Annotated in this window: 23 protein-coding genes; 11 read left to right on the forward strand and 12 right to left on the reverse strand. The window is 73.5% G+C overall.

The genetic code is table 11. From position 1 onward, the window contains the following. The first annotated feature begins 13 nt into the window (after positions 1-13). Genes DFJ67_RS15815 through DFJ67_RS15825 form a run of 3 tightly spaced genes read left to right on the forward strand, consistent with a single transcriptional unit; the run spans position 14 to position 1765 of the window. Positions 14-916, forward strand: coding sequence for a hydroxymethylglutaryl-CoA lyase (locus DFJ67_RS15815; protein WP_203783874.1), 903 nt, complete (start codon positions 14-16; stop codon positions 914-916). Next, positions 913-1338 carry a helix-turn-helix domain-containing protein gene (locus DFJ67_RS15820; RefSeq protein WP_116068593.1) on the forward strand — a complete coding sequence of 142 codons (426 nt, stop codon included), beginning with the start codon at positions 913-915 and terminating at the stop codon, positions 1336-1338. Before DFJ67_RS15815 ends, DFJ67_RS15820 begins: the two co-directional genes overlap by 4 nt. A gap of 10 nt (positions 1339-1348) precedes the next feature. Continuing rightward, positions 1349-1765, forward strand: coding sequence for a VOC family protein (locus DFJ67_RS15825; protein ID WP_116068594.1), 417 nt, complete (start codon positions 1349-1351; stop codon positions 1763-1765). 33 nt (positions 1766-1798) lie between these two features. Here DFJ67_RS15825 and DFJ67_RS15830 read toward each other — a convergent pair whose 3' ends face one another. From DFJ67_RS15830 to DFJ67_RS15860, 7 genes are all read right to left on the reverse strand, one after another. Next, on the reverse strand, positions 1799-2644 hold the full coding sequence (locus DFJ67_RS15830; protein WP_116068595.1) for an FAD binding domain-containing protein: 846 nt from the start codon (positions 2642-2644) through the stop codon (positions 1799-1801). Continuing rightward, positions 2641-5016, reverse strand: a complete 2376-nt coding sequence (locus DFJ67_RS15835) for a xanthine dehydrogenase family protein molybdopterin-binding subunit (RefSeq protein WP_116068596.1) — start codon at positions 5014-5016, stop codon at positions 2641-2643. The genes DFJ67_RS15830 and DFJ67_RS15835 overlap by 4 nt, the downstream gene beginning before the upstream one ends. A gap of 10 nt (positions 5017-5026) precedes the next feature. Then, on the reverse strand, positions 5027-5629 hold the full coding sequence (locus tag DFJ67_RS15840) for a (2Fe-2S)-binding protein (protein ID WP_116068597.1): 603 nt from the start codon (positions 5627-5629) through the stop codon (positions 5027-5029). 104 nt (positions 5630-5733) lie between these two features. Beyond that, positions 5734-6843, reverse strand: coding sequence for a vWA domain-containing protein (locus tag DFJ67_RS15845; protein WP_116068598.1), 1110 nt, complete (start codon positions 6841-6843; stop codon positions 5734-5736). Further along, positions 6840-7772: an AAA family ATPase gene (locus DFJ67_RS15850; RefSeq protein ID WP_239097336.1), complete on the reverse strand. Its 933-nt coding sequence runs from the start codon at positions 7770-7772 to the stop codon at positions 6840-6842. Before DFJ67_RS15850 ends, DFJ67_RS15845 begins: the two co-directional genes overlap by 4 nt. A 30-nt stretch (positions 7773-7802) precedes the next feature. Beyond that, complete coding sequence (locus DFJ67_RS15855; RefSeq protein ID WP_116068599.1) at positions 7803-10853, reverse strand: hypothetical protein; 3051 nt, start codon at positions 10851-10853, stop codon at positions 7803-7805. Continuing rightward, positions 10850-13954, reverse strand: a complete 3105-nt coding sequence (locus DFJ67_RS15860; protein ID WP_116068600.1) for an FtsX-like permease family protein — start codon at positions 13952-13954, stop codon at positions 10850-10852. Before DFJ67_RS15860 ends, DFJ67_RS15855 begins: the two co-directional genes overlap by 4 nt. Positions 13955-14042: 88 nt before the next feature. Here DFJ67_RS15860 and DFJ67_RS15865 point away from each other — a divergent pair, with 88 nt between their 5' ends. After that, positions 14043-14297, forward strand: coding sequence for a hypothetical protein (locus DFJ67_RS15865; RefSeq protein ID WP_116068601.1), 255 nt, complete (start codon positions 14043-14045; stop codon positions 14295-14297). Here DFJ67_RS15865 and DFJ67_RS15870 read toward each other — a convergent pair. Further along, on the reverse strand, positions 14294-15556 hold the full coding sequence (locus DFJ67_RS15870; protein ID WP_147315516.1) for an ABC transporter substrate-binding protein: 1263 nt from the start codon (positions 15554-15556) through the stop codon (positions 14294-14296). The two genes, DFJ67_RS15865 and DFJ67_RS15870, sit on opposite strands and share 4 nt — an antisense overlap. A gap of 86 nt (positions 15557-15642) precedes the next feature. Here DFJ67_RS15870 and DFJ67_RS15875 point away from each other — a divergent pair, with 86 nt between their 5' ends. Then, a complete protein-coding gene (locus DFJ67_RS15875; RefSeq protein WP_116068603.1) occupies positions 15643-16473 on the forward strand; it encodes a phosphoribosylaminoimidazolesuccinocarboxamide synthase in 831 nt (276 codons plus the stop codon). 163 nt (positions 16474-16636) lie between these two features. On the opposite strand, the gene glpK is transcribed toward DFJ67_RS15875, so the two are convergent. After that, positions 16637-18094 carry a glycerol kinase GlpK gene (gene glpK / locus DFJ67_RS15880; protein ID WP_116076255.1) on the reverse strand — a complete coding sequence of 486 codons (1458 nt, stop codon included), beginning with the start codon at positions 18092-18094 and terminating at the stop codon, positions 16637-16639. Positions 18095-18140: 46 nt separating this feature from the next. On the opposite strand from glpK, the gene DFJ67_RS15885 reads away from it, so the two are divergent. Continuing rightward, positions 18141-19076, forward strand: coding sequence for a ribose-phosphate diphosphokinase (locus DFJ67_RS15885; protein ID WP_116068604.1), 936 nt, complete (start codon positions 18141-18143; stop codon positions 19074-19076). Here DFJ67_RS15885 and DFJ67_RS15890 read toward each other — a convergent pair. After that, on the reverse strand, positions 19073-19948 hold the full coding sequence (locus DFJ67_RS15890) for a LysR family transcriptional regulator ArgP (protein ID WP_116076257.1): 876 nt from the start codon (positions 19946-19948) through the stop codon (positions 19073-19075). The genes DFJ67_RS15885 and DFJ67_RS15890 overlap by 4 nt on opposite strands. A 75-nt stretch (positions 19949-20023) precedes the next feature. Here DFJ67_RS15890 and DFJ67_RS15895 point away from each other — a divergent pair, with 75 nt between their 5' ends. Both DFJ67_RS15895 and DFJ67_RS15900 read left to right on the forward strand, forming a co-directional pair. After that, positions 20024-20620 carry a LysE/ArgO family amino acid transporter gene (locus DFJ67_RS15895; RefSeq protein WP_116068605.1) on the forward strand — a complete coding sequence of 199 codons (597 nt, stop codon included), beginning with the start codon at positions 20024-20026 and terminating at the stop codon, positions 20618-20620. A gap of 187 nt (positions 20621-20807) precedes the next feature. Continuing rightward, a complete protein-coding gene (locus tag DFJ67_RS15900) occupies positions 20808-21329 on the forward strand; it encodes an SsgA family sporulation/cell division regulator (protein WP_116068606.1) in 522 nt (173 codons plus the stop codon). Here DFJ67_RS15900 and DFJ67_RS15905 read toward each other — a convergent pair. Together DFJ67_RS15905 and DFJ67_RS15910 are read right to left on the reverse strand one after the other, a co-directional pair. After that, positions 21314-21697, reverse strand: coding sequence for an STAS domain-containing protein (locus DFJ67_RS15905; RefSeq protein WP_239097242.1), 384 nt, complete (start codon positions 21695-21697; stop codon positions 21314-21316). The genes DFJ67_RS15900 and DFJ67_RS15905 overlap by 16 nt on opposite strands. After that, complete coding sequence (locus DFJ67_RS15910) at positions 21694-22179, reverse strand: ATP-binding protein (RefSeq protein WP_116068607.1); 486 nt, start codon at positions 22177-22179, stop codon at positions 21694-21696. The genes DFJ67_RS15905 and DFJ67_RS15910 overlap by 4 nt, the downstream gene beginning before the upstream one ends. Positions 22180-22353: 174 nt before the next feature. Between DFJ67_RS15910 and DFJ67_RS15915 the strand changes: the two genes are divergently transcribed. From DFJ67_RS15915 to DFJ67_RS15925, 3 genes are read left to right on the forward strand one after another with little or no spacing between them, the layout of a single operon-like run. Continuing rightward, positions 22354-24621, forward strand: a complete 2268-nt coding sequence (locus tag DFJ67_RS15915; RefSeq protein ID WP_116068608.1) for a SpoIIE family protein phosphatase — start codon at positions 22354-22356, stop codon at positions 24619-24621. Positions 24622-24628: 7 nt separating this feature from the next. Next, positions 24629-25741, forward strand: coding sequence for a MacS family sensor histidine kinase (gene macS, locus DFJ67_RS15920; protein WP_308442532.1), 1113 nt, complete (start codon positions 24629-24631; stop codon positions 25739-25741). Then, the gene (locus DFJ67_RS15925) at positions 25738-26394 is read left to right on the forward strand and encodes a response regulator (protein ID WP_116068610.1); all 657 of its coding nucleotides are present in this window, start codon (positions 25738-25740) and stop codon (positions 26392-26394) included. Before macS ends, DFJ67_RS15925 begins: the two co-directional genes overlap by 4 nt. Positions 26395-26397 lie beyond the last annotated feature (3 nt).

Genomic DNA, 26397 nt, shown 5'->3' on the forward strand with positions numbered 1-26397 from the left:
CTTCATGAACCCGTTGCCCGGCTCTGTATCCATCCGCGAGGTCGCACCCCGGGATGGGCTGCAGAACGAGGATCCGGTGCCCGCCGCGGCCAAGGTAGAGCTGCTGGACAAACTGTCTGAAACGGGCGTCCGCCGGATCGAAGCCGTGTCGTTCGTCCACCCGAAGGCGATTCCGCAGATGGCCGACGCCGACGAGGTGTGGGCGAAGGTGCGCAAGTCACCAGCGGTGCGCTATTCGGCTCTGGTGCCCAACTCGCGCGGCGCGCAGCGCGCCCTGGCGGCCGGGTTCACCGAGGTCGAGGTGGTCGTCTCGGCCAGCGACACGCACAACAAGCGCAACGTCAACCGATCCACCGCCGAGTCGCTCGACGACATCGCGGCGCTGATCGACGAGTTGCACGGCGCGGGCGCCAGTGCCGAGGTGATCGTGGCGACCAGCTTCGGCTGCCCGTTCGAGGGCGACATCGACCCCAAGCGGGTCGCCGACATCGTCGACCGGGTGGTCGCCGACGGCGCCGACCGGATCGCGTTCGGTGACACCACCGGCATGGCGACCCCACGCCGGGTCGCCGACGTGGTCACCGCCGTGCGCGACCGCCAGCCCGACATCCCGGTGCTGCTGCATTTCCACAACACCAGGGGCACGGCGCTGGCCAACATCCTGACCGCGATGGACCTGGGCATCACCGAGTTCGACGCGAGCGTTGGCGGCCTCGGCGGCTGCCCCTACGCGCCGGGCGCGACCGGCAACGTGGCCACCGAAGAGGTGGTGCACATGCTCGAAGACATGGGCATCGACACCGGCATCGACCTCGACGCGCTGATCGAGGCGGCGGCGCTGGCGCAGCGGATCGTCGGCCGAGAGTTGCCGTCGGGCGTGTTGCGCGCGGGGCCGCGTACCCGATTGGTGTCATGAAGGTCGAAGATCTGGTCCGGTTGCGCCGCGCCCGCGACCTGATCGACCGCGAATACCCGCGCCCGCTCGACGTGCCCGCGCTGGCCCGCGCGGCGCTGATGTCGCCGTCGCACTTCGCCCGGCAGTTCCGCGCCGCGTTCGGCGAGACGCCCTACCAATATCTGATGACCCGGCGGATCGAGCGGGCCCAGGCGCTGCTGCGCCGCGGCGACCTGTCGGTCACCGAAGTCTGCCTGGCGGTGGGCGCGACCTCGCTGGGCTCGTTCAGCAGCCGGTTCACCGAGTTGGTCGGGGAGAGCCCGTCGGCATACCGGGCCCGCGACCATTCGCGGCTGGCGGCCGTGCCGGCGTGCGTCGCGCAGCGGCTGAGCCGCCCGACAAAAGCAGGTCTGGAGAAGCGCCGCGCGGTCGCGCGGGCCTAGCGTCGAAGGCATGAACCTGACGCTTTCGCACACCTTCATCACCGTCGACGACCAGGACAAGGCGCTCGCGTTCTACCGCGACGTGCTGGGTCTCGAGGTGCTCACCGACGTGGCCATGGACGACTGGGGGATGCCCTGGCGGTGGATCACCCTCGGGGTGCCGGGCCAGCCGGGCATCGAGATCGGGCTCGACCCGCTCGCCAGCAAGGCACCCGCCGACCAGGAGCCGCTGCGCGCGCTGGTGGCCAAGGGCGCCCTGGCCGCGCTGATCTTCGAGACCGACGACTGCGACGCCACCTTCGAGAAGGTCCGGGAGGCGGGTGCGGAGGTGTTGCAGGAGCCGATCGACCAGCCCTACGGGGTGCGTGACTGCGCGTTCCGCGACCCGTCGGGCAACATGGTCCGGTTCAGCGGGCGCCGGTCATGAGGGGCCCCGCGTTCCGGGACCCCTCATCAACCGTCAGACCAGGCTGGCGACCGCGCGCTTGGTGAGCACCGTCGCGAGGTGGCGGCGATAGTCGGCGCTGGCCGACAGGTCGTCGCCCGGCCTGGTGCCCTCGGCCGCGTGTGCGGCCGCGGCGCCGATCGCTTCGCCGCTGTCGGCGCCGGCCAGCGCCGACTCCGTGGCGGTCGCCCGCAACGGCGTCGAACCCATGTTGGTGAGCGCGACCCGGGCCTCGGTGATGGTGCCGTTGTCGCGCTTGACCATGGCGGCCACGCCGACCAGGGCCCAGCCCTGTGCGACCCGGTTGAACTTCTCGTAGGCGCCCGACCAGGCGCCCTGCTTGGGCACCCGCACCGCGACCAGCACCTCGTCGGGCGCCAGCACGCTCTCCAGGTAGTCGACGAAGAACTCGCCGGCCGGGACGGTCCGCCGGCCACCCGGCCCGGCGATCTCCAACTCGGCGCCGAGCACCAGCGCCACGGCCGGCAGGTCGCCCGCCGGGTCGGCGTGCGCCAGCGAGCCGGCGAACGTGCCGCGGTGCCGCACCTGCCGGTCGGCCACCGTCGCGGTGGCCTGCGCGAGCAGCGGTGTGTGCTCGTTGACCAGCGGATCGCGCAACACCGTGGCGTGGGTCACCATCGAGCCGATGACCAGCGCGTCGCCGTCGTCGCGGACCTCGCGCAGCTCGTCGATGCCGCCGAGGTCGACCAGGGTGCTCGGCGCGGCGAACCGCATCCGCAGCAACGGGATCAGGCTCTGCCCGCCGGCGATCACCTTGGCGTCTTCACCGGCATCGCGCAGCGTCGACACCGCCTCGTCGACGGTCGTCGGCGCCGCGTAGTCGAACGACGGTGGGATCATGCCGCACCTCCCTGGACCGCCCGCCAGACCCGCTCCGGCGTGCACGGCATCGCGATGTCGTGGACACCCAGCGGGCGCAGCGCGTCGACGATCGCGTTGACGACGGCGGGCGTCGAGGCGATGGTGCCGGCCTCGCCGACCCCCTTCGTCCCCAATGGATGGTCGGGCGCCGGGCTCTCGGTGCGGTCGGTGACGATCGACGGAAGGTCGGCCGCCGTTGGCAGCGTGTAGTCGACGAACGTGCCGGTCATCAGGTTGCCGTCGGAGTCGTAGACGGCCTCCTCGAACAGCGCCTGCGCGATGCCCTGTGCGACACCGCCGTGCACCTGGCCCTCGACGATCAGCGGGTTGATCACCCGGCCGACGTCGTCGACGGCCACGTATTTGCGGATCGTCACCCGGCCCGTCTCCGTGTCGACCTCCGTCGCGCACAGGTGGGTGCCGTGCGGGAAGGAGAAGTTGACCGGGTCGTAGACCGCGTCGGCGTCGAGCGTCGGCTCGATACCGTCGGGCAGGTCGTGCGCCGCGAACACGGCCAGCGAACAGTCGGCGAGGGTACGGCCGCCGTCGGGATTGCCGCGCACCCGGAACTGGCCGCCGGTGAACTCGATGTCGGCCGGGTCGCACTCGAGCATGTGCGCGGCCACCGGCTTCGCCTTCTCGATCACCTTCTGGCAGGCGTTGTAGAGCGCGATGCCGCCGACCGCGAGCGAGCGCGAGCCGTAGGTGTCGAGCCCCTTGTAGGAGGTGCGGGTGTCACCGTGCAGCACCTCGACGTCGTCGAACGCGACGCCGAGCTGGTCGGCCACGATCTGGCTCCACGCCGTCTCGTGGCCCTGGCCGTGTGGCGACGTGCCGGTGACCACCTCGACGCGGCCGGTGGGCAGCACCCGGATGCTCGCCGTCTCCCAGCCGCCGGCGCCGTAACGCAGCGATCCGAGCACCCGCGACGGCGCCAGGCCGCACATCTCGGTGTAGGTCGAGACGCCGATGCCGAGCTGCACGCTGTCGCCGGTGTCCCGGCGGGCCTGCTGCTCCTGGCGCAGCTCGTCGTAGCCGAACAGCTCCATCGCCCGGTCGGTGGCCTTGGCGTAGTCGCCGGAGTCGTATTGCAGGCCGCAGACCGTGGTGAACGGGAACTCGTCGGCGTTGATCCAGTTGCGGCGGCGCACCTCGAGCGGGTCGAGCCCGAGCTCGTCGGCCAGCTCGTCCATGATCCGCTCGATCGCGTAGGTCGCCTCGGGCCGGCCGGCGCCCCGGTAGGCGTCGGTGATCACGGTGTTGGTGAAGACCCCGACGCACTCGAAGCGGTAGGCGGGGAACTTGTAGATCGCGTTGTACATGAACGCGCCGAGGATCGGCACGCCCGGGCCGACCAGGCCCATGTAGGCGCCCATGTTGGCCAGCAGCTTGACCCGCAGGCCGACGACGGTGCCGTCGCGCCGGGCGGCCAGCTCCACGTCTTGGATCATGTCGCGGCCGTGGTGTGCCGAGACCAGGCTCTCGGAGCGCGACTCGGTGAACTTCACCGGCTTGCCGAGCCGCCGGGCCGCGATGAACGTGATCAGCTCCTCCGGCGTCACCTGCAACTTGCCGCCGAAGCCGCCGCCGACGTCGGGCGCGATCACCCGTACCTTGTGCTCGGGCGTGCCGGTCACGACGGAGAGCAGGAAGCGCAGGATGTGCGGGATCTGCGTCGCCGACCAGATCGAGTAGACGTCGCCGGTCGGGTCGACCACCACGCTGCGTGGCTCCATGAAGGCTGGGATCAGCCGCTGCTGCACGTAGCGGCGGCGGATGACCAACTCGGCGCCGTCGATCGCCGCGGCCGCGTCGCCGCCGGTGCCGGCCGCGGCCGAGTCGAACACCCAGGTGTAGCCCTTGTTGGTGCCCTTGTCGGCGTGCACCAGGTCGGCGTCGTCGGCGATCGCCGCTTCCAGGTCGAGCACGGTCGGCAGCGACTCGTAGTCGACCTCGATGGCCGCGATCGCGTCGAGTGCCGCCGCCCGCGACCGCGCGGCGACGACGGCGACCGCCTCGCCCATGAAGCGCACCTCGTCGACCGCGATCGGCGGCCGGTCGGGGCGCACCATGTCTTCGGTGACCGGCCACGCGCACGGCAGCGAGCCCTGCACGTCGGCGACGTCGCGGCCGGAGAAGACGTCGACCACGCCCTTGACCGCGAGGGCCGGCGCCACGTCGATGGCGGTGATCCGGGCGTGTGCCATCGGGCTGCGCAGGATCGCCAGGTGCAGCATCCCGGGCAGGGTGACGTTTTCGGTCCAGGTGGTGCGGCCGGTGATCAGCCGGGCGTCTTCCTTGCGTCGTCGCGCGCTGCCGACCTCTAGCGCGGGGCCTTCGGTGATGGTCATCGGTTCTCCCTCACGGCACCGGCTGCGGGATGGTCTCGTCGGGCACGTCTTCGCGCCGCAGGCCCGAGTCGGGCGTCTCGCCTTCGCCGGCGCGCGGGGTCGGCGGCGCCGGTTCGGCGGTGCCGTGGCCGGCGCGGATCTCCGCGCTCGCCTCGCGCACCGCACGCACGATGTTCTGATAGCCGGTGCACCGGCAGAGGTTGCCCTCCAGCCCTTCGCGGATCTCCTCTTCGGACGGGTCGGCATTCTCTTCGAGCAGGTCGACGGCGGCCATGATCATGCCGGGGGTGCAGAAGCCGCATTGCAGGCCGTGTGCCTGGTGGAAGGCCCGCTGCACCGGGTGCAGCGTGCGGTCGGGACCGGACAGCCCCTCGATCGTGATGATCTCGCGATCGTTGGCCTGCACGGCCAGCACGGAGCAGCTCTTGACACTTCGCTGGTGGCCGTCGGCATCGCTCATCAGCACGGTGCATGCACCACAGTTGCTGGTGTCGCAGCCGACCACAGTGCCAACCTTGCCGAGTTGTTCGCGTAGGTGATGGACGAGCAGGGTGCGCGGTTCGACGTCGTCCTCGTAGTCGACTCCGTCGACCTTGATGGATACCCGAGTCATCAGGCCTCCTGGCTTGCTCAGGGACGGGCGCGCGGGGGTGGCGCGCTGATCTCAGCCAAACCCTTCCCGCGCGGCGAGGCAAGGTTTTTTGTGAAAGGGATCACTTATTTCGCGATCACGCGGACCAGTTCGTCGAGGGCATCCACTGTGTGCCCGGCGACGAAATCGTCGAGATGCGGCAATGCGGCCGCCATCCCGCCGGCCAACGGTGCGAAACCGGCCTTGCCGCGGTGCGGATTGACCCAGATCAGGCGGTACGCGAGGCGCGACAGCCGATGCGTCTGCGCGGCCAGGGCGTCGGGGGAGCCCCGCTCCCAGCCGTCGCTGAACACGACGACGATCGAGCCCCGGGCCGTGCCGCGCTGGCCCCAGCGGTCGAGGAACGCCTTCAGCGCGTCGGCCAGCCGGGTGCCGCCGTGCCAGTCCGGGATCGCCACCGAGGCGGCGTGCAGCGCGGCGTCGGGGTCGCGGTGGCGCAGCGCGCGGGTGATCCGGGTCAGTCGGGTGCCCAGCGTGAATACTTCGGTGCGGGTGGGGCGGCGGCGGACGGCCGCGTGCGCGAACCGCAGCAACGCGTCGGCGTAGGGGCTCATCGAGCCGGACACGTCGACCAGCAGCACCAGCCGGCGAGGGCGCTCGTCGCGCCGCCGGCGGGCCAGCCTGGTCGGCTCGCCGGCGTGCCGGAGCGCGGCCCGCAGCGTGCGCGCCGGGTCGACCTCGCCGCCACGGGCCGGCCGGCGCCGCCGGCTGCGCCGGGTCGCCGGCTCCGGGCCGAGCAACGCGAGCAGCCGCCGCACCTCGTCGCGCTCGCGCGGGGTGAGTAGGGCGAAGTCGCGCTGGCGGAGGATCTCGACGGTGCTGGCCGAGAGACCGAGAAGCAGCGGCTCCTCGTCGGTGTCGCTCGCCTCGCCGGGCGGGCCAGACGTGTAGGGCGCCGCGATGCTGGGCGGCGCCGGCGCGGCGGGGCCGAACCGGTCGCCGGCCGGCCGGTGACCGCCGAAGTAGGCGGCGAAGGCGGCGTCGTAGATCGCCAGGTCGTCGGGCTCGGCACAGAGCGTCTGCCGGCCGGCCCAGTAGAGCCGGCCCGGCGTGATGTCGCCCAACGCGTCGACGGCGCGCAGCATCGTCTGCACCCGGTCGGGGCCGGCGGCGACGCCGGCGTGCCGCAGCGTGCGGGCGAACCCGACGAGCAGCGCGCTGACGTCGGCGCTCATGGCCGGGCGGCGACCAGGGCGTCGAGGCCGGTGGCCTGGACCCGGGTGAGGTCTTCGCGATATTTCAGAACCGCGCCCAGGGTGGCGGCGGCCAGGTCGGGGTCGAGGGTCTGCGCGCCCAGCGCGACCAGCGCGCCGGCCCAGTCGATCGACTCGGCGACACCGGGCGGTTTGATCAGATCGAGCTCGCGCATCCGCCCGGCCGCGGCCGCGACCTGGGCCGCCAACCGCTCCGTGACGGCCGGGAGCCGCTCGCGCAGGATGGCCACCTCGCGGTCGAACCCCGGGTGCTCCACCCAGTGGTAGAGGCAGCGGCGCTTGAGCGCGTCGTGCACCTCGCGGGTGCGGTTGCTGGTCAGCACCGTCAGCGGTGGCGTCTCGGCGGCGATCCGGCCCAGCTCCGGCACGGTGATCGCCGCTTCCGCGAGCACCTCCAGCAGGAACGCCTCGAACTCGTCGTCGGCCCGGTCGACCTCGTCGACCAGCAACACGCACGGGCTGGTCTCCAACGCCTGTAGCAGCGGGCGGGCGATCAGGAAGCGGCGGTCGTAGAGCCCGGCCTCGATCGCGGCGGCGTCCGGCGGCGTGCCGGTGGCGGTGGCCGCGGCGGTCGCGGCCGCCTCGGCCGCGCGCAGGTGCAGGATCTGCCGGGGGAAGTCCCAGTCGTAGAGCGCCTGCGCCGCGTCGAGCCCCTCGTAGCACTGGAGCCGGACGAACGTGGCGCCGGTCGCGGCCGCCAGCGCCTGCGCGAACGCGGTCTTGCCGACGCCGGCCTCGCCCTCGAGGAACAGCGGCCGGCCGAGCTTGAGCGCGAGGAAGCCGGCGGTGGCCAGGCCCTCGTCGGCGAGGTAGCCGGTCGTGGCCAGGGCTTCGGCCAGCGCCGCCGGCGATGCCAGCGCGCCGGGCCCGTCGGGCAGCGGGGTCGTCACGTGGCCAACTATGTCAGTCTGGCGGGTCCGTCAGAAGGCCGTCGCGCGGCGCTGCCGGACCAGCGCGAGCACCAGCAGCGGCACCGCGCAGGCCGCCCAGACCAGACCCAGCGTGATCGGGTTGGGCAGGGTCGGCAGCGCCAGTGGCCAGTCGGCGTCGAGGAAGACCGGGATGGCCGGGTTGGCCACCACCCAGGCGGCGATGGCCAGCGGCGGGCCGAGCAGCACGCCGAGCAGGACCGGCCAGAGCCGCAGGTGCCGGGCTGCCGAGCGGAGTGTCGGTGCCGGAACGCCCTGCGACCGCAGCACCCGGGTGCGGGCCGAGCGGTCCGCGTTTTCGGCCGCGGCCACCAGACCGAGGCCGAGCAGCACCAGCAACACCGCGAAACCGGCGCTGACCAGCTCGTAGCGGGAGGCCAGCGCGGCACCGTCACGGGCGGCGAGGTCTGCCACGTCGCGCACCGAGGTCTCGCCGAGCACGGTCAGGCCCACCGCGGCCAGCTGGGCGACGGCGTCGTCCGGCGCGTCGGGGCCGATCCAGACCTGCGGCGTGCCGCCGGCACCCATCGGCGCGGCGGTGTCGAGGTAGCCGATGTCGACCAGCAGGCCGGATGCGCCGAGGCCGGGCAGGGTAGCCAGCGCGCCGACGCTGTCGGCCGGGACCGTCTCGGTGCGGCCGGGCGAGGAGAGCGCCCAACCGGTGTCGGTCTCGCGAGCGGCGGCCGAGGTGGTGCGCAGGATCGGCAGCACGGGCGGCGCGTCGGCGACCAGCAACCGCTGCGGCACCTGGGTCGTCTGCAACACCACGGTGGCGCCGTCGGCCGCCGAGGTCAGCTTCGGCGCGGTCGACTCGATGCCGTCTTCGGTGGTGGCCCGCCAGCGGGTCGTGTCGCGCAGCACGTCGGGGCCGGCGACGACCTTGTCGGGACCGGTCGCGGCGATCTGGTGCACCGTCAGCTCGGTGGTGCCCCAGGTGGGTTGCACCTCCAACCCGATCAACCGGCAGGCCGGCTGGCATTGCGGGAGGCTGCCGTCGTAGCGGTGCCGTCCTGGCCGCAGCGGGCCCAGCGACACGGTGCGGTCGGCCTCGCCCGGCGCCTGCACGAGGGCGCGCAGTTCCGGCGTGTCGCCCTGGAAGAAGGGCCGGGTCAGCGGGTCGATGCTGTCGGCGACGACGGTCGCGTCGACCCGGATGTGGCTGCCGGCCACCGACAGCGAGGGCGCGCGTTGCGGGCGCAATCGGGCGCTCTGGTCGGCGGGCACCGAGCCGGGCCAGGCCACCGCCGAAAGCCGGTCGGTGTCGGCCGCGATGGTCGTCGGGCCGGAGCCGGTGGCGGGGATGCGCACCACCGCCATCGCCCAGCGACCGTCGGGATCGGCCTGCCGCACGGCGGTACGCAGCGCCCCGCCGGCGAGTTGGTTGACGTTGAACACCCGGTCGGCGCCGAGTTCGATGCCGGCCCGCTGCTCGCGGGCGGCGCCACCCAGGTCGACCGCGAGCACCGCGAAGCAGAGCAGCGCGACGCCCAGCACGGCCAGCGTCACCGCCCGGCGGGGTGCCGAGCGGCGGGACAGCTCGATGCCGGCCAGCGCCCCGGAGAGCCGACCGGCGAGCAACGCCCGGCCACCGACCCGGCGTGCGGCCGGCCCGAGCAGCCGGGCGACGAGCAGCGCACCGGCCAGGATGAGCAGCGCGGGCGCGAGGATGCCGAGGCCGCCGTGGACCGGGCCGGCCTCGCCGCGGGCCTCGACGGCGGTGAACACGGCCAGCGCGACCACCATCGCGTCGATCGTCGCCGACCGCCAGGCACCGCCCTGCCGGGTCACCTTCCGCAGCAGATCGATGGCCCGGCCGGTGATCAGTGGCCGGTAGGCGAGGGCGGCGGCGAGCAGGGCACCGGCGACCGCCACCACGGCATAGCGGACGGTGTCGCCGGGTAGGCCGAGGTCGACGCCGCCACCGGGCACGGCCCAGTCGCCCACAAGCTGGCCGGCGACGAAGCCGATGGGCGCACCGACGAGCAGCGCGGCCCAGTCCGGGCCGGCCGCGAGCCACCAGCGGTGCGGCAACGGCATGCCGCGCAGCGCCACCTGGCCCAGCTCGGTCCGGCGGGTGTCGGATCCGGACGCCGCCGCCAGGAAGATCACGAACCAGCACAACGGCACGACGGTCAGCGCCAGCCAGGGCACCAGCGAACGCACCGCCGCGCGACTCTCCTCGATCCGGGCGATCAGCGGGCCGGCGCCGCTGACCAGGGTGGCCTGGTTTTCGGTGGCCTTGTTGTTGAGCCGGTCGAGCTCGGCCGGATAGCGGTCGACCCATCCGGTGGTGAGCTGGGCCGGATCGGCGATCAGGTCGTAGGACTGCGCCTCCGGCACCACGAGAGTGAACAGCTTGGCGGTGGCCCGCGAACCGAACACCGGCTCGACACCGACGTTGTTGGCCACGTCGGTGCCGACCAGCCCGTTGGTCAGCAGCCCGGGCGGGAACGGCGGGGTGGCGCCCCAGTAGGCGGCGGCCGGATCGGTCGGCCGGTAGATGCCGACGACGGAGAGCGGCACGGCTTCGCCGAGCCGGTGCAACTCGTTGGCGCCGTCGGCGAGCACGAACTTGGACTGGCGGACCGACAGCGCGTCGCCGACCGACGCGTGGATCCGCTCGGCGGTGCGGAAGCCGAGCATCACCTCGCCGCGGCCGGTGGGGCAGCGGCCGGCGTCGAGGCTGACGTGCCCGCAGACCCGGTCGCGGTAGGACAGCTTGAACGCCACGTCGATGTTGGGCACGGCGATGTCGAAGGAGGCGCCGAAGATCGGCTCGAACCCGGGCGTGCCGAAGGCGCCACCGCCGAGCCGCTCGAACGTGTCGCCGGCCGCGCCCGGGTCATCGCTGGGACGCTGGAAGCTGAGCACGGTCTCGCCCGGCGCGGCGCCGGCCACCTCGGTGGCGACGATGGTGCGCTGCGCGGCCGCCACGTAGGCCGGGCCGGCCACCGCCGCGGCCACCGGGAGGGTGCCCAACAGCAGCAGCACCGCGGTGCGGCCGCGGGCCGCCCGGAACAGGTCGAGGATCACGGCGATCATGTCGGCTCCCCACCGTTGCGGCGCAGCAGGCCGGCTGCCAACAGCACGACGACCGCGTAGACCAGCGCCGCCGCGGCCAGCGCGAGCAGCAGCGGGACGGCCCGGACGGCGGCCGGCGGTGGCAGCACGTCCCAGCCGTCGGCGAACACGTTGAGCGGCGCGGCCAGCACCGTGCGGGCGGGCAGCGCGGCGAACACCCCGGCGACCAGCGCGACGCCTGACACGACCAGGTAGCCGCCGAGGGTGGCCCGGGTGACCGCCCGCGCGGTCAGGCCCTGCCGGCGCAGCGAGGTCAGCTCGGCGCCGCGGGGCCGCCGCTCGACCGCGACGATCACGCCCAGCGCACCGGCCGCGAGCAGCACCATCAGCGCGGCGGCGAGCAGTTGGAAGCGGACGGTCGACGGCGGCGCCTGGCGGCTGTAGCGGTCGGTCAGCGCGGCGATCGTGCCGGTGCTGAATGCGACCACGCCCTGCTCGGCGAGCCGGTCGGCGAGGTCGGCCGGTGCGTCGTCGGTCGCCCAGACCTGTAGCGACTCGCCGCCGCCGAGGTCGCCGCTGATCAGGTCGGCCGTCTCCAGGTCGACCAGCACCGCGTCGCGGCCAACCCGGGGCAGCGCGTGCGCGTCGCCGGTCACGTTGACCGGGACCGAGGCGCCCGGGAACGCCACCACGTGGGGGTCGCCGGCGGAGAACTCGGCGCCGCGGACGCCGGCCGCGATGGCGGGCAGCCGGTCGGGGCTGTCGTCGACGAACACCGAAGGGTCGCTCTCGCCGGTCGGCCCGGGGGTGACCAAGAGGCCGGCGGTGCTGGTGGCGACGGCCGGTGGCTGCGGACCGGCAGCCACCGCGGTGCGCCAGCGCGACCGGTCGGCGAACGCGGCCGCGTCGACCCCGCCGCTCGCCCCGCGCAGCGCGGTGAGCCGGACCGCGTCGGGCGTCGGCCGGTCCGGTGGCAGTGGTGGCGCGTCGGGGCCGACCACCCGCTGGGGGACCTTGGTCAGACCGGTGAACCGGAAGGACACGAGCCGGCAACTGCTCTCGCACTCCGGCACCCGCTGGCGATAGTCGGCCGCGGCGCCGGCGACCGGGCCGAAGTCGGCGGTGACGGTGCCGCCGTCGGTGGCCTGTAGCAGGGCCTCGACCTTGGTGCGGCCGCGCACGCCGGTCGCGGCGAGGGTCAGCTCGGTGCCGGTCACGTTGAGCGGCGCCGGAGCCTGGGGCCGCAGGCGCGCGGCGACCTGCGCGGGATCGGTGCCGCCGTAGTCGCCCCGCCACCGCGCGACGGCCGCGAGCCGGGTCGCGTCGACGGCCAGCACGCCGAGGTTGGGCGACGCCACGACGGCCATCGCGAACCGGCCGTCGGGGTCGACCGCGCGGGTGGCGGCCAGCAGCCGGGCCCGGCTGGCCGCGCTCACCAGCAGCACTTTGTCGGCGCCGATCTCGGTCGAGGCCCGCTCGGCGCCGAGCCGGTTGGTGGTGTCCGAGGTGGTCACCGCGACGCAGAACAGGGTGACCGCGGCGGTCAGCAACGCGGTCAGCCGGGGCACCGCGGGCCGGCGGGCGAGCTCGGTGGCGGTGAACGCGACGCCGAGCCGGCCGGCGCGCAACGCCCGCTGCCCGACCTTGGCGGCGATCGGCACCAGCACCCGGGCCAGCACCACGCCCAGCGCGAGGGCGAGCAGGGCCGGCGCGAGCAGCGCGAGCCAGGTGCTCTGCGGAGCCGCACCGGCCGCGACGTCGGTCTCGGCCACCGGCCGGCTGGCATAGGCCCAGGCCTCGTAGGCGCCGGCCAGGGCGAGGATCACCAGCACGCCGTCGATCGCGCCGTAGCGCCACCCGGTGTGCCGGGGCGGCACGGCCCGCATCAGCAGCGCGACCGGCGCACCCAACGCGCGCCGCTCGGCGATGGCCGCGGCCACGATCGCGCCGACGACGGTCAGCAGCGCGGCACCGACCGACAGCAGGTCGGTCGTCGTCGCCGAGGCCTTCGCGATGCCGCTGCCGGCGCGCAGCGGGAACGCCAGGGCGAGCCCGACGAGACCGCCGGCGAGCATCGGCACGGCGCTCTGGCCCAGGGTGAGCGACAGGATCCGCGGCCGGCTGGCGCCGCGCAGCTTGAGCAGGCCGACGTCGCGATGGCGCTCGAGCGCGCCGTGCCGGACCGCGAGGAACAGCGCGATCCAGCAGAAGGCGAGCAGCTCGACGAGGCTGATCGGCACGGCGTACACGATGTCTAGTTGGCTGTTGTAGATGGTCACCGCGAGCACCCGAAGGGGCGTCTGCGGCTCGTAGCCCCGCCCGCCGAGCAGCCGCTGGCCGCTGACGATGTGGTCGCGCACGGTCAGCGGTGCGACGTGCGAGAACACGTCGCGGCTGGCGACCGTGTCAACGACCAGCGTGGTGCCCTGCGGCTTGGCGTCGACGATCGTCTCGGGCGTGGTGAGCAGCGGTGTCGAGGCCTGGCCGCCGACGTTGAGCAGCCCCGACGCGGCCCAGTAGTCGGAGTAGGGGTCCTTGATCCGGTAGACGGCGGAGACGGTGAGCGGGTATCGATCGACACCGGGTGCGTGGTATTGGATCGCGTCGCCGGGCTTGACCCCCAGTTGGCGGGCCGTGACCTCGTTGATCGCCACCTCGCCCGGTCGGGCCGGGCAGCTCCCGTCGACCACGATCTCGGCGCAGAAGCCCGTGCGGTGGACGAGCAACACCGTGGCCTGGTCGGTGCCGTGCAGCGCCGCGCCGTTGACCAGCAGGCTGCCGCGCACCGTCAGGTCGGGCAGCGCGAACGCGTCGCGCACCTCCTGCTCGGCCGAAGTGACCGAGTCGGGCCGCAGGTCGCCCTGGTCGACGCCGCGGCGCACGGTGGCGGAGCGGTCGCTGACCGGCGCCGCCTCGGCGCTCGCGGTCGCGAGGTCGCGGGTGGTCGCCGCGATGTATTGCGGTGCGGCGGCGGCCGCGCCCGCGGACAGCACGGTGAGCAGGAAAAGGGTGAGGGAGGGCGCGCGCCGGCTGGCGAGTGCACGCAGGATCAGCCCGAACATCCCGCTCCTGTCGACCGGGCCCGGCGCCATCGCGCGGGCACGCATGGTGGACGCGGCCACCGAGGGGAGAGGTTGTCACGGTGCATCGATCTTGTCTGCCCCGTGACCCAACGACACAGAACTTGCGTACGCACCTCAGGATGGCTGCATGGAACTCGTCCGCAAATGGTTCGCCCGTGTCGGCGCCGTCGTCACCACTGCCACCCTCGCGGTCTTCGTGCCCGCCGTCGCCTGGGCCAGCACCTCCGGCGCCTACGACGTCGCGGTCGAGGCGGCCCGCAGCCGCCGCCGCGGTGGCGGCATCGGTTTCTTCGGGGTCGCCGGCCTGCTCTGCTGCCTCGTGGTGGTCGCCGGCATCGTGCTGGCCGTCGTCCTGATCAGCCGCAACCGCAAGAAGCGTTAGCGCGCGAGCGCGGCTTTGGCCTTGCGCAGGAAGTCGGCCGCCGCCTCGCCGGGGGTCGACTTCTCGCTGGCCACCCGGCCGGCTGCCGCCGCTAGCAGCGTCCGCAACTCGGCGTGTGCGGGCGGCGGCGGTGCCGGCGCCGGGCCGATCCGGTCGCTCACCGCGCTCTCGAACGCGAGCGCGGTGCGCGCCGGGCCCTCGGCCAGGTCGGCGGCGTTGGTCTCGCGCACCTCGAGGTTGGGCGCGAAGCCCCGGTCGTCGCCGAGCAGACGGCCGGCCTGCGGGTCGTTGGCCAGGAAGTCGATCACGTCGGCGACCGCGCCCGCGTCGCGGGTGCCGCGGAAGCCGGCCCAGTAGTAGCTGGCCCGGGCCCACTGCGCGCGCGGGTCGCCGGGACAGGCGACCAGCGCGAGGTCGTCGTCGACCTGGCCCTGCCAGCCGGCGAACTCGCCCGACCAGCCGAACGCGGCCGCGGTCGCGCCGCCGACCAGGGCCCGCTCGCCGGTCGGCCCGCCGGCCGGCGGCGTCGCCTCGTCCCAGCGCGCCTCCTGCCACATCGCGAACCAGCGCGCCAGGTCGTCACTCTGGAAGCCCAGCCCGTCGGCCCGGTAGAGCTCGCGGCCCTGGGAGCGCAGCCACATCCAGAACGCGTCGAGGTCACCGGACGCGTCCGCGGTGCCGGCGACGTCGCCGCCGCTTTCCCGGGTCACCTGTGCCGCCCAGGCCAGGAACTGCGGATAGCTCATGCCGGTCTTCGGCTCGGCCACGCCGAGTTCCTTGACCAGCGTGCGGTTGTAGACGAGGGCCGCGGTCTCGGCACCGGCCGCGACGCCGACCACCCGGCCGCCGACGGTGCCGTAGTCGGAGAGCCCCGCCGGGAACCGGGTCACGTCGATCCGGCCCTCGGTGACCGGCGTGGTCAGGTCGAGCAACAGCCCCCGGCCGGCGTAGTCGACCAACCGGGCGTCGTCGATCTGGAAGAGGTCGGGTGCGTTGCCGCCGACCGCCTGGGTCGCCAGCCGGTCGTAGTAGCCGTCGGCCGCCTGCCAGGTGATCTTGAACATGGTGCCGGGGTGCCGGGCCGAGTAGAGCTTGAGCGCCGCCTCGGTGCGTTCGGCGCGGGCCTGGTCACCCCACCAGAACACCGACAGCGTCACCGGACCGGACGACTTCGCGGGTGCGCCGGCCGAACAGCCTCCCAGTGCCAGGGCGACCGCGGCGAGCAGCGCCACCGGCGGCCGGCGAGAGAATCTGCGCACGCACGAACTCCTGGGGCTGTCGGTCGCGGATCACCACTACACCGCCCGTACCGAGCCGTGTCAACGGCACGTGATCTACTGAAATCGTGGAGCTGGTGCACCAGGGCAAGGTCCGTGACCTCTATGCCGACGGCGACGATCTGCTGCTGGTCGCGTCTGATCGGCTGTCCATCTACGACGTGGTGCTGCCGACCGCGATCCCGGACAAGGGCGCGATCCTGACCCGGCTGTCGCTGTGGTGGTTCGAGCGGCTAGCCGACATCGTGCCCAACCAGGTGATCTCCGCGACCGACGTGCCGGCCGAGTTCGCGGGCCGGGCGATCCGGGTCCGCCGCCTCGACATGCTGCCCGTGGAGTGCGTCGCGCGCGGCTATCTGACCGGCGGGGGAATGCGCGAGTACGAGCGCACCGGCGCCGTCTCCGGCATCCCGCTCGCGCCCGGCCTGGTCGAGGCGCAGCGGCTGCCCGAGCCGATCTTCACGCCGTCGACGAAGGCGCCGGCCGGTGCGCACGACGAGCCGATCTCCTTCGACCAGGTGATCGCCGAGGTCGGCCAGGACACCGCCGAGGCGATCCGGGAGATCACGCTCGCGGTATACCGGCGCGGTGCCGAGTTGGCCGCCGAGCGGGGCGTGCTGATCGCCGACACGAAGATCGAGCTCGGCCGCGCACCCGACGGCGGTCTGGTGCTCGCCGACGAGGTGCTGACGCCCGACTCGTCGCGCTTCTGGCCCGCCGACGACTACGAGCCCGGCCGCCCGCAGTTCTCGTTCGACAAGCAGTTCGTCCGCGACTGGGCGACCGGCGCCGGCTGGGACAAGAAGTCGCCGCCGCCCCCGGTGCCCGACGACGTCGTGGCCGTGACCCGCGCCCGCTACATCGACATCTACGAGCGCTTGACCGGCGAAAGCTGGTAAGGGTCTGTCCTGCCGGTCAACGCGGCCTGCGACGGGCCCAGCCGCCGCCTGGCGGCGTCCCGGGATCACCGAGATACAACACCGGTATCCCGGCAATCCCGGGCCACCACCAGACGACGCCTGGACTCCGTCTCGGCTCGCGCTGACCGGCAGGACAGACCCTTCAAACCCAGTCGAGGGTACGAGCGACCGCCTTGCGCCACTGGTTCCACTCGGCCTCGCGGCGGGACTTGTCGATCAGCGGTTGCCATTCCCGATCGGGCTGCCAGTGCGCGCGCAGCGCGTCGAGGTCGGGCCAGAAGCCGACCGCGAGCCCGGCCGCGTAGGCCGCTCCCAGGCAGGTCGTCTCGGTGACCCGGGGCCGCACCACCGGCAGGTCGAGCACGTCGGCCAGCGACTGCATGAGCAGGTTGTTGACCGTCATCCCGCCGTCGACCCGGAGCCGGCGCAGCGCCACGTCGGTGTCGGCGTCCATCGCCTCGACCACCTCGCGGGTCTGCCAGGCGCTCGCCTCCAGTGCCGCGCGGGCCAGGTGGGCCCGGGTGATGTAGCCGGTGAGCCCGGCGATCACCCCGCGCGCGTCGCCGCGCCAGTGCGGCGCGAACAGGCCGGAGAACGCCGGCACGATGTAGCAGCCGCCGTTGTCGTCGACGGACGCGGCCAGCGCCTCGATCTCGTCGGCGCTGCCGATCACGCCCAGGTTGTCGCGCAGCCACTGCACCAGCGCGCCGGTGACCGCGATCGCGCCTTCCAGCGCGTACGCCGGTGGCTCGGAACCGACCTGATAACCCACGGTCGTGAGCAGGCCGTGTTGCGACACCACCGGGGTGGCACCAGTGTTGACCAGCAGGAAACTGCCGGTGCCGTAGGTGCACTTGCCCTCGCCCGGCGCGAAGCAGGCCTGGCCGAACAGTGCGGCCTGCTGGTCGCCGAGCGCGCCGGCCACCGGGACGCCGTCGACCCGGCCGCCCCGGGCCGGGCCGTAGACCTCGGCCGACGGCCGGATCTCGGGCAGCATCGCCGCGGGTATGCCGAGCGCGTCGAGCAGCTCCGGGCTCCAGTCCAGCGTGCGCAGGTCCATCAGCATCGTGCGGCTGGCGTTGCTGACGTCGGTGACGTGCCGGCCGGTCAGGTTCCAGATCAGCCAACTGTCGACGGTGCCGAACAGCACCTCGCCGCGCTCCGCCCGGCCGCGCAGCCCGTCGACGTTGTCGAGCAGCCAGCGCAGCTTGGGCCCGGCGAAGTAGGTGGCCAGCGGCAGCCCGGTGATCCGGCGGATCTCGGCGGCACGGTCGTCGAGCGTACGCAGGATCGGCTCGGTGCGGGTGTCCTGCCAGACGATCGCGTGGTGCACCGGCGCGCCGGTGGCCCGGTCCCAGACCACGGTGGTCTCGCGCTGGTTGGTGATGCCGAGCGCGGCGATGTCGTAGCCGGCGACCGCCTCGTCGACCACCGCGCGCACGTTGGCCCAGATCTCGGCGGCGTCGTGCTCGACCCACCCGGGTCGCGGGTAGCGCTGCTGGTGCTCGCGGCGGGCGACGGCGACGATCCCGCCGTCGGCGTCGAAGACGATGCAGCGGGACGAGGTGGTGCCCTGATCGATCGCGGCGACGTACGGCATGCCGGCCATTGTGCCGAGGAAAATTGCCCCCGAATAGGATCGTGGCGTGCGCGAGATCGCGGTCTTCAGTGGTGGAGCCCATCCGGAACTGGCCGCCGACATCTGTGAGCACCTCGGTGTGCCGTTGCAGCCGACCCGGATCTCCCGGTTCGCCAACGACTGCCTCGAAGTGCAGTTGCAGGCCAACTGCCGCGAGCGCGACGTCTTCCTGATCCAGCCGATCGTGGCGCCGACCCAGGAGAACCTGGTCGAGCTGCTGTTCATGATCGACGCGGCCCGGGGTGCGTCGGCCGGCCGGATCACCGTGGTGCTGCCGCACTTCGCCTACGCCCGGTCCGACAAGAAAGACGCGCCGCGCATCTCGATCGGCGCCCGGCTGGTCGCCGACCTGCTGGTCTCCGCCGGCGCACACCGGGTGCTGGCGATGACCCTGCACTCGCCGCAGGTGCACGGCTTCTTCAGCGTCCCGGTCGACCACCTGCACGCGCTGCGCGAACTCGCCGACCACTTCCGCGGTGAAGACCTGAGCGAGACCGTGGTGGTCTCACCCGACCTCGGCAACGCGAAGGAGGCGGCGGCGTTCGCCCGGATGCTCGGCACGCCGGTCGCCGCCGGTGCCAAGCAGCGCTTCCAGGACCGGGTCCGGATCAGCGCGGTGATCGGCGACGTCACCGACCGCGACGTGATCGTGCTCGACGACGAGATCGCCAAGGGCAGCACGGTGATCGAGTTGGTCGACCACCTGCACCAGCTCAAGGCCCGCTCGATCCGGCTGGTCTGCACGCACGGCCTGTTCGCCGACGACGCGCTCGACCGGCTGGCCGCGCTGGAGGGGGTGCGGGAGATCATCTGCACCAACACCGTGCCGATCCCGGTCGAGAAGCGGATCCCGCAGCTCACCGTGCTGTCGGTCGCCCCGGCGCTGGCCGAGGCGATGCGCCGCATCCACAACGGCGAGTCGGTCTCCGCCCTCTTCGCCTAGCGGAGCGCGGCCGCCGCCGCCCGGCGCACCGCCGCGGTGAGCGACGTCAGCACCGCGGAGCTGAGCTTCCAGTGCTGCCAGTAGAGCGAGATGTCGAGATGCTGGCCGCCGGCGAGCCGAACCACCCGGCCGGCGGCCAGGTCGCCGCCGGCGAGTTGCTCGGGCATCAGGCCCCAGCCGACGCCCAGCCGGATCGCCTCGGTGAACCCCCACGCCGACGGCACGTAGTGGGTCGGCGGCTCGGCCGGTCGGGGGCTCAGCGAGCGGAGGAACCGGTGCTGCAACCGGTCCTTGCGATCGAGCACCAGCATCGGCGCCGCCGTGAACTCGGCTGTCGTGCCGCCGTCGGGGAACCAGCGCGCGGCCACCGCCGGCGACGCCGTCGCCAGGTAGCGCATCGCGCCCAGCCGCTCGGCCCGGCAGCCCTGCACCGCCTCGCGCTGCGCGGTGACCGCGGCCATCACGGCACCGTCGCGGAGCAGGTCGGCGGTGTGGTCCTGGTCGTCTTCGCGCACGTCGAAGAGGATCCGGTCACCGGCCATGGCCAGCGCCGGGAGGAACCAGGTGGCCAGCGAGTCGGCGTTGACCACGACCGCGGCGCGCGACCAGGGCACGTCGCGGTGGCCGGCCGCGGCCAGCGCCTCGCGTTCGAGCACCGCGATCTGGCCGGCCAGCCGGAGCAACGGCCGGCCCGCCGGGGTCGCCCGGCACGGCTTGGCCCGGCGCAGCACCACCTGGCCGACGGCCTGCTCGAGCGCCTTGATCCGCTGGCTGACCGCCGACGGGGTGACGTGCAGGGCCCGCGCCGCGGCCTCGAAGCTGCCCTCGTCGACCACGGCGGCGAACGTCGCGAGCTGCGTCGAGTCGAGCACCATGATGAGAAATTCTAAACAACCATGAAAAACCTTAGCTGGAGTACGGGCAGCCGCTCACCGTACGGTTCGGCCATGCTCACCTCCGTGCTCGCCGGCTTCGCCAACTCGATCGTGCTCATCGCGGCGATCGGCGCGCAGAACGCCTTCGTGCTCCGGCAAGGGTTGCGGCGCGAACACGTCTGGGCGGTGGTGGCCGTCTGCGCCCTCTCCGACGCCCTGCTGATCACGCTCGGCGTCGCCGGAATGGGCACCGCGATCGCCGACCGGCCGGCGCTGCTCCAGGCGGCCAAGTGGTGTGGCGCCGCCTTCCTGCTCGCCTACGCCGTGCTCGCCGTGCGCCGGGCGACCCGGCCGGCCGCGCTCGACCCGGGTGAGGCCCGACCCGCCACCCTGCGCGCCACGGTGATCGCCTGCCTGGCCTTCACCTACCTCAACCCGCACGTGTATCTCGACACCGTGCTGCTCCTCGGTGCGGTCGCCAGCCAGCACCGCTACCAGTGGGTGTTCGCGGCCGGCGCGGCCGCGGCCAGCGCGTTGTGGTTCACCGCGCTGGGCGGCGGCGCTCGCAAGTTGGCGCCGGTGTTGGCCCGCCCCGGCGCCTGGCGGGTGCTCGACGGCGTCATCGCGGCCATCATGGTCGCGATCGCCGCGAGTCTCGTCCTTGGCTGACCTCGACGGGTCCATCCTCGACGGTCCCCCCAGCGGGACTACAAAACGACGGGTTGCGCGCACGCGGTGTGCGACTACACCCTCTTGACAGGCGGCACCATTCACGAAACACGATCGGGTGAGGCTCAGTTGTCCGGGGCGCAGGTCGATCGGCGGAGGGTGCACGACCGGGTGAGAGGGGGACGGCATGGATCGCGAGCCGGTTCCGGCGGTCGACGGGCCGGGCGGAGAGAAGTCGCGACAGCCGGCTGCCGTCGCGGTGGAGACGGTGGTGCGCCTGCTGGCGCCAGACGCGACGGGGGTGCCGGTGCACTGCGGCCTGCACTACGACCCGCATGATCCCTACGCGGTGCACGTGCGCTTCTTCCTCGACCGGCGCCGGCAGGAGGCGATCAGCTGGTCGTTCGCGCGCGAGTTGCTCGCGGCCGGCCTGCACGAGCCCAGCGGCCTCGGCGACGTGCGCATCTGGCCGTGGCGCACCACCCAGGGCGACGCGGTCGCGCTGGCGCTGAGCTCACCCGACGGTCAGGCGTTGCTGGAGGCGCCGCGGGCGACGGTCGCCGCGTTCCTCGACGACACCTACACGCTGGTGCCGCGCGGGCGCGAGTCTGACCGACTAGACCTCGATGCCGATGCGTGGCTGACGGGCCAACTCCTACCCGAGCTACCCGACCAGGCCGACCCTGATCTCGATCAAGACGGCCGATAGCCCAGCGAGGCGTCAACCCCGCTGATCTCGATCACCCGGGCCACGTGGCCGTGCGCACCGGTCAGCCGGAGCCAGCCGCCGGCCTCGGCACAGCGCCGGTCGCCGCGCACAAACGTGGTCAGCCCGGCCGAGTCGCAGAAGGTCAGCGCGCTCAGGTCGACCACCAGCCGGGGCGTGTCGCCGGTGGCCAGCGCGGTGATCCGCGCCAGCAACTCCGGTGAGCTCGACATGTCGAGTTCGCCGGCCAACCGCAACAGGACCGCGTCGCCGACCCGCCCGGTGGTCACCACCAGGGGCGCGACGACCTCGGTCTCCTCGATGCGCGGCCCGCCCGTGGCCTGTCTGGGCGCCGCGGGATCCGTGCTCACTCCACCCGCTCCCCGGTCCCGGCCGCCTCGGCCCGCCTGGAGTTGTTGCCGTCGATAGTGGTGCTGATCCGCACCGTCGTGCCGGCGGGGCCGGTCGCCACCTTCATGCTGTCGCTGAGCTGACCGGCGAGCCACAACCCCCAGCCGCCCGCCGTGTCGGGTGCCGGCCGCTCGTGGTTGGCCAACTGGTCGGGGCCGATCCCGCCGCCGCCGTCGGACACCTCGCAGACCAGCGCGTGGCCGGCCCGCCAGAGCCGCAACTCGCCCGCGCCGCCGCCGTGCCGGACCGCGTTGGTGATCAGCTCGTTGACGGCCAGGACGAAGTCGTCGAGCCGTTGGTCGCGCAACCCGGCGGCTTCCGCACAGGCGGTCAGGGCGTGCCGGAGATCGGTCACCTGACCCCGGGAGAACGTCTCGGCGAGCAATGCCGACTCGGTGGTGGGCACAACCGCATCCGGCAGATGGTGCCCGTCGTCGGTCATGTGCCGCCCCGGAATTGCTAGTCACGTGGGCGCCTCGCGGCACCCCGGAGCAACCGTCAGCGCGGCGGCAGCCCTCAATCACACTACGTCCTGCCGGCCAGGCCCGCATCCGGCCGCCACAGCGTGGATCTCAAGCGTGTGCCACGGCGGCCGGGTCTGTGGGATCGTCGGAGCGTGCCGGACAACCGGATGGCCCCGGGTGCGGACGGCCCGCTGGCCGCCCTGATCGACGCCGCGGTGGCGGTGTTGGCAGAGCGGCTGGAGTGCTCGGTGGGAGAGGCGCGACAGCGGTTGCGCGAGCTCGCCAACCGGTCCGGGGTGTCCGAGGCGGAGACGGCGGCGGCGGTGCTCGACAGCACCCGACCGCCCAACCCGGAGGCACCGTTCGAAGAGGTCCGCCGGATGGCCACGGCCGCGGCCAACGAGGCCGCCGCGATGGCCGCCCGGGCGGTCGCGGCACCCGGCCGGGAACCGCTGGCCGACCTCGCCGGCACGCTGCGCGAGCGGCTCGCCCGGGAGGCGGGCAGCGACGCGGTCGCCGTTTACGCCGTGGAGCCCGACGGGTCCCTGCAACTCGTCGGCGCGGCCGGGGTGCCGGCGGCGGTGGTCGACGCGTGGAGCCGGGTGCCGGCGCATCCGCCCACCGAGGCCGGCTACGTCGCGCGTACCCGGGAACCGCTCTTCCTGGCCGACCGCACCGCGACGCCGCCGCACTACCTGCTGGTCGGTGGCCCTGGTGCGGAGTGGCCGTCGCGCGCGGTAGTCCCGGTCGGCGGCGAGGCCGCGGTCGCGGTCGTGGTCGCCTTCTTCGTCAAGCAGCAACCCTTCCCGCCGGCCGTCCAGGATGCGGTCACCCGGGTCGTCGGCGACGTCGCGGGCGAGATCGTCGAGCGGTTGCGGGTGCATCCGCACCAGGCCGGCTGGATCACCGACGCGCAGTCGATGCTCGACGCGATGCCCGGCGCCGTCGGTGTCTCCGTGCCGATCCGCGACCCGGCCGGCGAGATCGTCGACTGGGTCGTGGTCGCGGCCAGCCCGGAGGCCACCGACGTGACCGGCAAGCGCGGCCGGGAACTGGTCGGCACCAGCACCGCGACCGCCTACCCGACCATCGTCGGCACCGAGCTGTGGCACTCGCTGGCCCAGGTGCTCGACTCGGGCCGGCCGCGCGAGGTGGGCCCGTTCACCTACCTGGCCCAGGTGCCGGGCATCGAGCCGGCGGTGTTCACCGTGCGGATCTCCCGGTTCGGCGGTGGCATCCTGCTCACCTGGACCCGGCACGACGAGGAGCGTCGGCTGGCCTCGCGGATCGCGCAGACCGAGCGGCTCGGCCGGCTCGGCTGGGGCGAGTGGGACCTGACCACCGGCGAGGTCTACTGGTCGGCCGGGCTCTACGCGATCTTCCGGCGCGACCCGGAAGCCGGGCCGCCGACGCTCGAGGAGGCCGCCGACCAGCTGCACCCCCAGGACGCGCCGCGGATCGCGCCGCAGCTCGCCCGGGTCTTCGAGCACGGTCAGCCGGCCGACCTCAACTACCGGATCGTCATCGGTGGCGAGGAGCGGCACCTGCGGGCCCGGTTCGAGACGATCCGCGACCGCACGGGGCGGGTGCTCAAGGTCTACGGCATCGTGCAGGACGTCTCGGCGCGCGAGGCGGCCGCCCGGGACCGGGCCCGGCTGGTCGACATCGAGGCCGAGCTGGCCGAGCGGCTGCGCAGCCAGCAGACCGAGCACCGGCTGGTGACCGCGCTCCAGCAGATCATCCTGCCGATCCCGACCGGCGTGCTGCACCTGCCCGAGCTCGACGTCGCGGTCCGCTACCTGCCGGCCGAGGTGGTCAGCCGGGTCGGCGGCGACTGGTATGACGTGGTCGAGCTGCCCGGCGGCCGGAGCCTGCTGGCGGTCGGCGACGTCGCCGGGCACGGCATCACCGCCGCCGCGACGATGGCCCGGCTGCGCCACTCGGTGGCGGCGCTCGCCGTCACCAGCACCGACCCCGGCGAACTGCTCCGCTATCTCAACCGGATCGTGCACGACGATGCCAGCGAACCCACGGCGACCGTGGTGGTGGCACACTTCGATCCCGTGACACGCGCGCTGACCTGGGCCCAGGCCGGGCACCCACCGCCGATCCTGCTCTCCGGTGGCACCGCCGCGGCGCTCACCCGGCCACCCGGGATGATCGTCGGCGCGCGCCCGGACAGCACCTACGAGACCGTCACGACCACGCTGGCCGAGGGCGACACCGTGCTGCTCTACACCGACGGCCTGATCGAGCGGCGGGGCAGCTACGATGCCGACTGGCTCGGCCCGCTGCTGCGCAGCCTCGCCGGCACCGGCGACCTGCCCGTCGACGCGCTGATCGAGCGCCTCCAGCCGGCCAACCCGGGCGACGACACCTGCGTGCTGGCTTTGCGGCTCCGCCCGGCCGATGCCGGGTAAGCCGGCGGTGGGCCTTCAGGGCCCGTTGTGGCGCGCCATCGTGGTGTTCCGGTTCGCCTCGCTGGCCTTCGCGCTGGCCTTGATCGCCGGCAACGTGCGCTACTACGCGCGGCCGCTCGGCGCGGTCCCGGTGGCCCTCGTGATGATCGGCTGGACGATCGCCGCGAGCTGGCTCTACGCCCGGCCGCGGCGGCGCGGCTGGCCGCTGCTGATCGCCGACGTCGCGGTCACCGCCGCGGTGCTGCTCTCCGCACAGTGGGTGATCGGCAGCGCGGCCCTCGGCCGGGGCACCCCCGGGCTGGCCGTCGCCTGGCTCGCCGCCCCGGTGCTGGCCTGGGCGGTCGCCGGCGGCCGGCGGCTCGGCGTCGTGGCGGCGCTGCTGGTCGGCCTGGCCGACATCGCCGTGCGCCCGCGGCTCAACCAGGCATCGGTGACCGGCACGACGCTGATGCTGCTGGCGGCCGTCGGCGTCGGGCACGTCACCCGGCTGGCCGCGATCGCCGAGGCGCGGCTACAGCGGGCGGTCGAGCTCGAATCGGCCAACCGGGAACGCGAGCGGCTGGCCCGCGACATCCACGACTCGGTGCTCCAGGTGCTCGCGCTGGTCCGGCGGCGTGGTGCCAGCCTCGACGGTGAGGCCGGCGAGCTGGCCCGGCTGGCGGGGGAGCAGGAGGCCGCGCTGCGCCGGCTGATCGCGACGGCCACGCCGCCGCCGTCGCCGAGCGGCATCGTCGACCTCGGTGCGCTCGTCACGGCGTACGCCAGTGATGTGGTCTCGGTCGCCGCCCCCGCGACGGCGGTGCCGCTGCCGGCGGAGATCTCCACCCAGGTCGCCGCGGCCGTCGGTGCCGCGGTCGACAACGCCGCCCGGCACGCCGGCCCGGCCGCGCGGGTCTTCGTGCTGGTCGAAGACGAGCCCGGCGCGGTCACCGTGACGGTCCGCGACGACGGCGCCGGCATCCCCGCCGGGCGGCTCGAAGCGGCCGAGCGGGAGGGCCGGCTCGGCGTCGCGCAGGCGATCCGCGGCCGGATCGCCGACCTGGGCGGCACCGTGCGGATCCACTCCGCGCCCGGACAGGGCACCGAGATCGAGATGACGGTCCCTAAGGTGTCGGCATGACCGACGCGATCCGGGTGATGGTGGTCGACGACCATCCGATGTGGCGCAGCGGTGTCGCCCGCGACCTGGCCGAGGCCGGCTACGACGTGGTGGCGACCATCGGGGAGGGCCAGCAGGCGGTGCGGATCGCCGGCGCGACCCGGCCCGACGTGGTGGTGCTCGACCTGCAACTGCCCGACATCTCCGGCGTCGAGGTGATCCGCGGCCTGCGGGCCAACCTGCCCGAGGTCCGGGTGCTGATGCTGTCGGCCAGCGGTGAGCAGCAGAGCGTGCTCGACGCGGTGAAGGCGGGTGCCGCGGGCTACCTGCTGAAGTCGGCGGCGCCCGAGGAGTTCCTGGCCGCGGTCGCACGCACGGCCGCCGGCGAGGCGGTCTTCACGCCCGGCCTGGCCGGCCTGGTGCTGGGCGAGTACCGGCGGCTGGCGGCCACGCCGGAGCCGGCCGACCGCGCGGCGCCGGCGTTGACCGACCGCGAGACCGAGGTGCTCCGGCTGGTGGCCAAAGGGTTGTCCTACAAGCAGATCGCCGAGCGGCTGGGCGTCTCCCACCGCACGGTGCAGAACCATGTGCAGAACACGCTGGGCAAGCTCCAGTTGCACAACCGGGTGGAGCTCACCCGCTATGCCATCGAACAGGGCCTGGACCAGCCCTAGCTT

Source organism: Asanoa ferruginea (assembly GCF_003387075.1).
Lineage (GTDB): Bacteria > Actinomycetota > Actinomycetes > Mycobacteriales > Micromonosporaceae > Asanoa > Asanoa ferruginea.

What these genes read in the sequence shown, in the direction of transcription:
- DFJ67_RS15855 (WP_116068599.1), bottom strand. Translation starts at nt 10,853, where the DNA reads ATGATCGCCGTGATCCTCGACCTGTTCCGGGCGGCCCGCGGCCGCACC.
- glpK (WP_116076255.1), bottom strand. Translation starts at nt 18,094, where the DNA reads ATGCCGTACGTCGCCGCGATCGATCAGGGCACCACCTCGTCCCGCTGC.
- DFJ67_RS15910 (WP_116068607.1), bottom strand. Translation starts at nt 22,179, where the DNA reads ATGACCGACGACGGGCACCATCTGCCGGATGCGGTTGTGCCCACCACC.
- DFJ67_RS15830 (WP_116068595.1), bottom strand. Translation starts at nt 2,644, where the DNA reads ATGATCCCACCGTCGTTCGACTACGCGGCGCCGACGACCGTCGACGAG.
- DFJ67_RS15835 (WP_116068596.1), bottom strand. Translation starts at nt 5,016, where the DNA reads ATGACCATCACCGAAGGCCCCGCGCTAGAGGTCGGCAGCGCGCGACGA.
- DFJ67_RS15825 (WP_116068594.1), top strand. Translation starts at nt 1,349, where the DNA reads ATGAACCTGACGCTTTCGCACACCTTCATCACCGTCGACGACCAGGAC.
- DFJ67_RS15845 (WP_116068598.1), bottom strand. Translation starts at nt 6,843, where the DNA reads ATGAGCGCCGACGTCAGCGCGCTGCTCGTCGGGTTCGCCCGCACGCTG.
- DFJ67_RS15840 (WP_116068597.1), bottom strand. Translation starts at nt 5,629, where the DNA reads ATGACTCGGGTATCCATCAAGGTCGACGGAGTCGACTACGAGGACGAC.
- DFJ67_RS15865 (WP_116068601.1), top strand. Translation starts at nt 14,043, where the DNA reads ATGGAACTCGTCCGCAAATGGTTCGCCCGTGTCGGCGCCGTCGTCACC.
- DFJ67_RS15900 (WP_116068606.1), top strand. Translation starts at nt 20,808, where the DNA reads ATGGATCGCGAGCCGGTTCCGGCGGTCGACGGGCCGGGCGGAGAGAAG.
- DFJ67_RS15895 (WP_116068605.1), top strand. Translation starts at nt 20,024, where the DNA reads ATGCTCACCTCCGTGCTCGCCGGCTTCGCCAACTCGATCGTGCTCATC.
- DFJ67_RS15820 (WP_116068593.1), top strand. Translation starts at nt 913, where the DNA reads ATGAAGGTCGAAGATCTGGTCCGGTTGCGCCGCGCCCGCGACCTGATC.
- DFJ67_RS15925 (WP_116068610.1), top strand. Translation starts at nt 25,738, where the DNA reads ATGACCGACGCGATCCGGGTGATGGTGGTCGACGACCATCCGATGTGG.